9 protein-coding genes are annotated in these 7,709 nt (G+C 39.2%); 2 read left to right on the top strand and 7 right to left on the bottom strand.

Features of this window, described 5'->3' with window-relative positions; genetic code table 11:
* A partial coding sequence (locus tag WAK81_RS08130; RefSeq protein ID WP_422196412.1) for a hypothetical protein occupies positions 1 to 611 on the top strand: 611 nt, incomplete at its 5' end.
* Positions 612 to 619: 8 nt separating this feature from the next.
* Complete coding sequence (locus WAK81_RS08125) at positions 620 to 949, top strand: DMT family transporter (protein ID WP_004280373.1); 330 nt, start codon at positions 620 to 622, stop codon at positions 947 to 949.
* A gap of 88 nt (positions 950 to 1,037) precedes the next feature.
* On the opposite strand, the gene WAK81_RS08120 is transcribed toward WAK81_RS08125, so the two are convergent.
* From WAK81_RS08120 to WAK81_RS08090, 7 genes are all read right to left on the bottom strand, one after another.
* A complete protein-coding gene (locus WAK81_RS08120; RefSeq protein ID WP_422196411.1) occupies positions 1,038 to 2,060 on the bottom strand; it encodes an ABC transporter substrate-binding protein in 1,023 nt (340 codons plus the stop codon).
* Positions 2,057 to 3,865 (bottom strand): allophanate hydrolase, encoded by a 1,809-nt coding sequence (gene atzF / locus WAK81_RS08115; RefSeq protein WP_422196410.1) that lies wholly within the window; start codon positions 3,863 to 3,865, stop codon positions 2,057 to 2,059. The genes WAK81_RS08120 and atzF overlap by 4 nt, the downstream gene beginning before the upstream one ends.
* 11 nt (positions 3,866 to 3,876) lie before the next feature.
* On the bottom strand, positions 3,877 to 4,320 hold the full coding sequence (locus WAK81_RS08110) for a CopG family ribbon-helix-helix protein (protein WP_422196409.1): 444 nt from the start codon (positions 4,318 to 4,320) through the stop codon (positions 3,877 to 3,879).
* Positions 4,313 to 4,444 (bottom strand): hypothetical protein, encoded by a 132-nt coding sequence (locus tag WAK81_RS08105; RefSeq protein ID WP_004647016.1) that lies wholly within the window; start codon positions 4,442 to 4,444, stop codon positions 4,313 to 4,315. Before WAK81_RS08105 ends, WAK81_RS08110 begins: the two co-directional genes overlap by 8 nt.
* Positions 4,445 to 5,116: 672 nt before the next feature.
* Positions 5,117 to 6,013 carry an HNH endonuclease gene (locus WAK81_RS08100; RefSeq protein ID WP_422196408.1) on the bottom strand — a complete coding sequence of 299 codons (897 nt, stop codon included), beginning with the start codon at positions 6,011 to 6,013 and terminating at the stop codon, positions 5,117 to 5,119.
* Entirely contained in the window at positions 6,000 to 7,529 is a 1,530-nt protein-coding gene (locus WAK81_RS08095; RefSeq protein WP_422196407.1) for a hypothetical protein, read from the bottom strand. The genes WAK81_RS08100 and WAK81_RS08095 overlap by 14 nt, the downstream gene beginning before the upstream one ends.
* Positions 7,530 to 7,629: 100 nt before the next feature.
* On the bottom strand, positions 7,630 to 7,709 hold an 80-nt coding region (locus WAK81_RS08090; protein ID WP_422196413.1), incomplete at its 5' end, for a biotin/lipoyl-binding protein.

Genomic DNA, 7,709 nt, shown 5'->3' with positions numbered 1-7,709 from the left:
TGAAAGACTACGCCAATTACCAGAATCATGTGCAGTGGCCGGAACCAGCCAAGTTGCATGCGATTGGCAACTGCATTCTGGAATTTTCTCCAAGCAATGTCTATGTCGAAGACTGGCGCCAGCAGGTACAACACGGTTTATTTTTAGGCCTGCGTCTTCAGTCTGCACTTGATGTTCAATCTGGTCAGAAACTGGAAATGGATGGTGGCCTGATTATTTGTGGTGATCATATTGCCTATGCCCTGACGCGTTTGCCTGAAGTGCAAAGTGCAGTAGCTCAAATGGACTTGAAAGCTGTCGATCCCACCGTGTTTGCCCTGCTGGAAAGCTTTGAGGTGTCTATCGGGACTGATAGTCAAGCTAAAACTTACAGCACCCGCACGCACGAAACAGGCAAAACCTTTAATCTGGAAAATTTTGAAGTTCTCAATGAAAGCAGTCTGGTTCAGCACGTAATTTTAGATGATCGTCAAATCGACCTGATTTTTGAGCTGGATATATACCAGCCGGATTACCAATTTCAATATGTTACCCCCACGACTACACAAGCTGAAAGCTGGCTGAAGTCAGAACAGGATCACCTGATGCAGCATGCAGAACGGGTGTTATAGGGAGAAATATGTCTTTTCTATATCTTTCGATTGCCATTATTGCAGAAGTCATTGCAACTTCTGCATTGAAAGCTTCCAATGGTTTTAGCGTGCTCTGGCCTTCACTTGCCACCATTGCCGGTTATGCCGTTGCCTTATTTTTTCTGTCACTGACCATGAAAACAATTCCGATGGGCATTGCCTATGCAATCTGGTCTGGTGCCGGCATTATCTTGATTTCAACGGTTGGCCTCTTGGTGTTTAAACAGCAACTGGATCTTCCTGCACTGATCGGTCTGGCGTTTATGATCATTGGCATTATTTTTATCAATGTCTTTTCCAAAAGTACGCAGCTTTAATTTTTTAATATTCATCTGACCATAAAAAACCCCCAATCTGGGGGTTTTTTACTGGTTTAGATTACATTCCTGAATGAGGAGATATGCTCTATTTGAGTTCTTGTACCAGAGTTGGAACAATCACACCATCCACATTCATTTCAGTCGTATAAATGCCGTTGGCCACATTGAACTTGTTCACATGATAGCTGGAACCATAGATCGAATCGAAACCATCACCTTTGGTAAAGACTTTCTTGTTGGCGGCCAGATCCAGCAAATGCGTGCCATCAATGAACTGCATATAGGTCTTCGCATCGACACCGACACGTTTGGACATGATCTGTGCAGCATCTTCACGAGTTGCCGGGTCATTGATGTATTTGACTGTTTTATCCCAAACCTGAATCACCTTTTTCCATTGCTCTTTATTGGCTTCCAGATGAGTCGGATTCACGGTCAAGGTATCGTAGATTAATCCCGGCTTGTCTTTAGAGGTGAAAATAATCTTGGAACCGGCTACCGCAGATAAAGCCTGATTTGCCACCGGCTGCCATACCGCAATCGCATCAATATCGGGAGTTGCAAAAACCTGTGGCAATTCATTGGTCATGGTATTGACCAGTTTAACTTCATTCAGTTTAACCTTGGCATCATCCAGTGCAGTGGACAGCAATAAGTGATCGACCAGGCCTTTTTCAGTCGCAACCGTTTTACCGCGCAGATCCTGAATCGAATTAATGCCATTCTTGGCAATAATTACGTCATTTCCAGCTGAATAATCAGTCGCCATGATCATCACCCCCTTGGTACCGCCAGAGCCAGTGACCAGATTATCACCATTAGTGACCATGACCGCATCCAGCTGGTTGGCAGCAAAAGCTGACAGTGAGGCTGAATAATCAAACCATTCGAAATTGGCATTTACCCCTGCTTCTTTTAGCCAGCCTTTTTCAATCGCCACCTGCCAGGCCACAAATCCCGGCCAGTCACTATAACCAATCCGGATGGGCTGAGTATTTACACTCCCTTCTGCCTTGGCATTTGGTTCAGGTACTTTAGCGGTATTGTCACAACCGCTTAAAAGGATTGCAGACAGTACAGAAACTGACATCAGTGCTTTTTTGATCATTTTGCGATTTCCCCTATGCATTCACATTTAAATTTGGTATTTGAAAGTTGTTTAGATTTCATAAATTCGCGCCAGCCACCGAAATGACTGATATCTGTTGCATCTTCAAGTGCATAGCCTTCACAGATAAAGCCTTTCACCCAAGTACCATCAATCAGCCGGACATTGCCGATCCCCAAAGGTGCCGGAACTTCTGCAACAATGTCCCCGAACAGTGCACGTGGAATGTCCCAGACCTCTACTTCAATTGAACAACCTTTAGCGTTGTATTGCAGGCCAGGTTTTGGCGGTGTGGTATTTTTTAAAGCATAGAGTTTGTAATGCGAAGCAGTCCGGGTCTGCTTGATCAGGGTGCCACCACGTGTGGTCAGCTGAAAATTCAGTGGCATTCCGCTTAGATGTGCACCGACGACAGCCAGTTTCACGCTGTGGCCCGATGAGATTTCAGTTGTTTTTTCATATAGGCGTTCAGATGTGCCTAACTTTAACTGGCTTGCCTGCTGCCATTTTTGCCCGAATTTGGCCAGTGCTTCATCCATCCAGGCTGGCGCAATAAAGGTCACACCAGTTGGCAGACCATCGGCACGAATGCTATTTGATAGCGCCAAAGCCGACAGATCGGCAAAATTGACAAAATTGGTATAAGCGCCCATGTGGCTGTTTTTTACCAGAGGATCAGCTTCTACTTCTGCAATACGATAAATGGTGGGTGCAGTAGGCACCATCAAGGCATCATAATCTGCCAGTGTATTTTGAATAACACGGCTCAGGCGGGCGCGTTCATATTCATCCTGCATGGCATCGACCGCACTGAACCGGTCTGCCTGCGCAATAATTTGACCAATCACTGCATGGGTCTTCTCGCGTTGCACCATTTTTTCCACGGCACTGGTACGTTCAGCTACCCACGAGCGGTTATACAGTGCTGCTGCCAGTTGCTGAAATGGAGTAAAATCAATCGGCTCAACCGTATAGCCCAAACTTTGTGCACGTGCGATCGCCTGATTAAACGCTTTTTCAGTTTCAGCATCGCCATAAAATTCCAGTGTATCCGGAATGGCAATTTTCCCTTTTGAAAATTGGCTGGGAACATTCTGAGGATGTACTCGGGAATAATCATCGCTGGCATCATAGCCTTGCATGACTTGCGCCACCCGCCAGGCATCATCCACCGTTAAGGCAAAAATCGAAATCACATCGATGGTGCGGCAAGCCGGAATCAGGCCTGTAGTCGAGAACCAGCCTTTGGTCGGTTTGAGTCCGACAATGTTATTGTGCCCTGCCGGTACACGTCCTGAACCTGCAGTATCTGTACCCAGACTGAATGGCACTTGTCCATTGGCTACAGCAACACTTGAACCGGAACTTGAACCTCCACTGATATATTCAGGATTAAAGCTGTTCTTCACCGCACCGTATGGAGAGCGCACACCGACCAGACCCGTTGCAAACTGGTCCAGATTGGTTTTACCCACGACAATCGCGCCGGCAGTTTTTAATTTGGCTACTGCTGTTGCATCGGAAGTCGCCAGATAAGCTGCTTCTTTACAAGCCGCTGTGGTATAGAACCCCGCAACATCAATATTGTCCTTGACCGCAAATGGCACCCCATAAAGTGGCAAGCTTTCAATATCTGCACCAGTCAGTGCATCAATTTGTGCCTGTAATTGTGCTGCTGTCGCAATTGAAATCCAGGCATGATCGTCATTATTCAATCCGGCAACATACTCAATCAGGTCACTAAGCTGGATATTGTTATTCTGGTAGGCGTGTTGCCAGTCCTGTACAGTCCATAAGTTGTGCACAGCTGTTCTCCTTAAGTGTGTTCGGTATTTTGTGGAATGGGTGGCATGACGGCATCCATCAGTTCGAGATGCCCTTTAATCACGCCTTTCAGTGCAATAAATTGTTCGCTAATTTCTTTCAGATCACTGCTCGCACCCTGCATCAGCATGACTTGCAGGATTTTTTCATCATCCAGCTGGATATGAAGCGAGTTGATCACTTGTGCCAGATATTGCTGTTGCAGATCGACCAGCTGACTGCGCAGCGGTTTCAGGCTGACGTCATAGAGCAAGGTAAGCGTACCAACCATGACTTCATCGCGAATCATCAGATCATCAATCAGGTGGCGGTTAATCATGTCGACAATGGCCTGCGAGCGGCTTTCATAGTGTTGCTCGACAATTTTTTGATCCATCGCATGTAGCGTGGTTTCTGGTACGGTAATACTGATCCGTGCCAATTTTTGTTTAGGCACGATGTTGATCCTTGGGTTGATATTGGGAAGACTGTTTAATGTGAAAGCCTGCGCGTACGCTGAGAAGCTCAACCAGAAAGTGAAGCCATGGATGCATTTTTTTATTTGATGTCGGATTGTTCATGTGCATCTCCTGTGGATATTACAAAACTAGAATTTCGTATTACTTAGGAAAATGCAGAAAGCGTGCCAGTTTTTAGTTATTTGGATGAGGTGAATAAACTTACATAAAAGGGCGAAAAAAAGCCCCATAACATTGAAATGGGGCTTGTTCTAAAGCAAAAGTAAGTTTTGTATTTCACCAGTTTATTCCATTTTGATTGCTCATGTCCTTGCTATTCTTTTTATACATGAATGGTTAACCGATGTTTGTGATTATGAGTGATCAAGTGTATTGCTCTCCTCTATTTATGTTGTATATAAATAAAAGCATAAAGCGTGCCACAATATAAAATAGAATAGATTTAAGCAGAATGCTTTTAAAATTGATCACATACATATATAAGCCAGAATAAGGATGATTTACTTTTATTAAGTGCGGCTAAAAAATAGACCATTTTGCACCATTGGGGTTCAGGAGTGCCTCAAAGTGTGGCTGAACATGGTTGGAGTGACTTTATCTGTAAATGTTGATTTTTTTATTTAAAGTATTCTTTAAAATTGATGATTCTGTGATATTTACTTTTAAGACTGAATGTTTGCCAATCATCAATAAACTAGATATGTAAACAATAATCAAATTATTACCATTTAACAGGTCTTTTAAAAGATCTGTTAATTGGTTTAATATTAAGGTTTAGGATATTTTTAAAACATCATATAAATCTGATCTTTTTGATAATTCATCATATAAAGCCGTTAACCAATGATTTTTGCCATGCGTTAAAATAAAAAGTTTCCTGTCTGAGTCTAAGGTTGTAGTAATCTCTTCATTGCTTAATTCTAACCAAAAATCTTTACTTCTAAATTTTGCCATTAGCGTTGTCAGCTCTGTTTCAGCAGCTTTATTACTTAAATATGAAGCCATACCCAACTCATCAAAAGTATAATTAATTTTATGGATGATTTCTTTAGCGACATCTAATGAACTATCAACAAAAAAAGATACTGATAATAAATTTTGTTCAAGAGTTACATTTGCTTTCAGCCATAAAATATCACCTAGATCATCATAATATGGGTGAAAAAAGCTGACTTGATGTTGACCAATTATTTTAAAAATTTTAGCTTTTTTCTTCGTATTACAATTATGGCAACTAGGAATTAAATTTTTAGGATTAACGGCTAAGCCAGAGTAAACAGACTCAGGTAAAAAGTGATCAACATGCGAACAGATTGTTGAGAGACAATAAGGACATTTAATAATTTTGTTTTTATCTTCATTCCCATTCGTTAAGATCAAGTCATAAAATTTCCTTATCGTTGAGTACTGTGGTTTATTATTTGAAAAGTATGAAGTATATAATTTAACTAGATCCTCTGAGTGATCTTCAAATTTATCTTTATCAAGCTCATGTAATTTACCTTGATATGCTTTTTCCTCATATTCATCACTATAGGAAAATATCTCATCAGTTAAGGCTGTAAGATTATCAAAAATAATCTTCCTATGAGGTTTACTTTGATCAATGTACTGGAGACTTAATTGATAAGTTTCATTTATAGTAAAATTTGGAAGATTAATTTTTTTCATCTTTAATCTCAGCTTTAATATTTTTGATGCTTTTCATTAAATGTGCTCTAGCTTCAGTACCCAATTCTTCATTAAAAATATGTATAACCTGATTAAATATTTCTATGTTCGTTTTTTTATAGCCATCTTTTATAATTTTCCTTACTTCTGTTTCTAATAAATCAATAAAACTTGAATTTGATGCTGTTAAGTTAAAAATCTCATAGTTTAATAAAGAAATATTTTCTCCAAATGTCTCTGTTTCTAGCCTCAGAGCATTGAAAATATCTCCCCGCCTTAAGATTTTCCATACACAGCTCTTAGGAATTTCTTGTAAAATAATTGGAGAATGTGTTGTTAAAATTCCAATGGCATTTCTATCAATTAGTAACCATGACATAGCTCTTAAATAAGCTGAAATTAGAGGAGGATGCAAATAAGTTTCAGGCTCATCATATAGAATTAGGGATTTCTCTGTAACTGAATTAACTAAATGCGTTAAAGATTTAATAACGATTTTATGTCCTGTGCTTAGTAAGCGGTAGAAATCTATAATTTTTTCATTATTAATTTCACTTTCTTCATCTTCTAAAATATATGAAAAAAGATCACTAAGATAATCATCATTCTTAATTAGGATTTTAAGCATTTCGATCCATCTCTGTGTTTTAGAAATAGATTTCATACATTCTTCAAAAGATTCTAAAAATTGATGCTCGAGATCCGAGCCACCATTTAATGTGTTTTCAGTATTATTAAAAGGGCTCTTTAATAGCCCGTAAAAAGCATAATCATAGTCAGCTATATCCTCTTCTATTATGCCCTGAAATGGTTTATCAAATGGACTGTAACTAAAGTAAATAACCTTTGTTAATCCTAGGTCTTCATTGAAGAATTTTTTTAATATCTTATTCAAAAAATTTGTTTTACCTACACCATTACTTCCAATTACAACATGTAAGTTTGTTGGGGGTAATGAATTGGGAGTAACATCAAAGGAAACTTCTACATTCCTATTTTCATCATTAAAATATTCAAATGAAAAACTAAATTCTGTCAATTCAGGTTTTCCATGAGCTAAACGATTATATTTTCCACGTATCTCATCTACAAAAAACTCCCTTAGTAAAGATGTATTTAGAACTGAGAGATTCTTATCATATATTTGATTGAATTTATCTATGCCGAAAGCTAAGTCATTTAATCCTTTAAGAATTGTTTTCCTAGTTTTATCATTTAGAGAAGAGATTTTCTTATAATACTTACCACTCCCCCCTATACTAAAAAACTTTTCATTGAGTTTATAGAATTTCTTAGGCACATGCTGATTAAAGTGATAAATGTTTTGAGTATCATCCAAAAAAGCAATTTTTACAGCGCCTAAATCAGTAACTTCTCCATTTTTTACATATCTCAAATGAAATTGAGTTTTATAACCAAAATCATCCCAATCATCCCACTTAAGTACACAATATTCCTTATCTGTAGAAATCTTTCTACTATCTGTACGGTAGTCTTCGACAACATAAAAATTCATGTGACAAAATCAACAACTAAAATATTATATAATTTAACAAAGATATAAAAAATATAAAGAAAAACCGCCCTTACGGACGGTCTTTTTTATTCCTACCTCATCAAGCCACCGGCGCCAAGGTAAACAACACCTGCCCCGTTTTCACCGTTTGCCCTTTTTCAATAGTAATCGCATCTACAC

Origin of the sequence: Acinetobacter sp., assembly GCF_049284435.1 — a bacterium.
In the GTDB taxonomy this organism is placed as follows: domain Bacteria; phylum Pseudomonadota; class Gammaproteobacteria; order Pseudomonadales; family Moraxellaceae; genus Acinetobacter.
This window is presented reverse-complemented; position numbering and strand designations above follow the sequence as displayed.